General features: G+C 38.0%; 2 rRNA genes. Both read left to right on the top strand.

Features of this window, described 5'->3' with window-relative positions:
* The first annotated feature begins 5 nt into the window (after window positions 1–5).
* A 5S ribosomal RNA gene (gene rrf, locus BM260_RS18130) occupies window positions 6–121 on the top strand.
* Window positions 122–1,096: 975 nt separating this feature from the next.
* Window positions 1,097–1,288: ribosomal RNA gene (locus BM260_RS18125) — 16S ribosomal RNA — on the top strand; the annotation flags it as partial.

Below are 1,288 nucleotides of genomic sequence, written 5' to 3'. Positions count from 1 at the left end.
AAGAGTCTAGTGATGATGGCGAAGAGGTCACACCCGTTCCCATACCGAACACGGAAGTTAAGCTCTTCAGCGCCGATGGTAGTTGGGGGTTTCCCCCTGTGAGAGTAGGACGTCGCTGGGCACCAAAAAGAAGTCGTTACCGAGTTATATCGGTAACGACTTCTTTTTTTGTTTACTGAAAAAATAAGCCGAAGGCAGTTACTATATAAGAAAGTGTACGAGCAAGTTGAGAAACGAAGAGTTCGAGTGCAGCTGCCGGAGAAATCTGGCAAGAACAGAAGTTAAGATCTAGCGCCAATGGTAGTTGGAGGTTTCTACCAGTGAGAATAGGGCGTCACGGGGTTCTAAAAGATTTGTTGCGGAGTCAGAGATTAGGGAATTTTTTTGTATAAGAATTTGGAATAAATATGATTAATTTAGGTTAAGACTCTAGTGTTAATTAAATGAAAAAGTAAGGGATTAAATAAACCTAATTTATACATTAAAGGATCTATTGGTATTTAACTATTGGGGATTAATTTTATTCAATATACGAAAGTAGAAGACTGTTTAACTCTATAAGAAGGTATGTAAGATGATCTGCAAAAAGGAAATAGAAAAGCTGCGGACGGAGAGTATACCTTTCGTTAACTGGAGATGATATAACAGTTGGAATTGAAAAGGAGGGTAGTTCCCTTAAATAAACCCCTTTTATATAGTAGGAACAGGAGTGAAACATAGCTGTCCTTGTATAAAATATAGAATTCTAAAAGAAAATACGAAAAGACCTTGCCAACTACCATTATAAGTGGTATAGTTATCAAGTTGTCACTTTAACAAGTGACGTTAAATAAACAAAAACAATTTTAAAAAGTTGTTGACAATCACATCAGGATTTGATATGATATATAAGTTGTCAAAACGACATTACAACAACATGAACATTGAAAACTGAACATGCAAAACGTTAAGAAACATAGCTTTCAACTAACTTGTTAGGATGATAGCAAAACAATTTTGGACATCATTTAATGATGATGCCAGCAAAACAAAATGAGCTTTTAAACTAGTTCTAATTTGTTTGCTTTCAATGTGCTCTGCATACTGGAAGTGAACTATTATGGAGAGTTTGATCCTGGCTCAGGACGAACGCTGGCGGCATGCCTAATACATGCAAGTCGAGCGAATGACGAAGAAGCTTGCTTCTTCTGATTTAGCGGCGGACGGGTGAGTAACACGTGGGCAACCTGCCCTGTAGATTGGGATAACTCCGGGAAACCGGGGCTAATACCGAATAATCCATTTCCTC

The organism is Psychrobacillus psychrotolerans (genome assembly GCF_900115805.1).
Lineage (GTDB): Bacteria > Bacillota > Bacilli > Bacillales_A > Planococcaceae > Psychrobacillus > Psychrobacillus psychrotolerans.
This window is presented reverse-complemented; position numbering and strand designations above follow the sequence as displayed.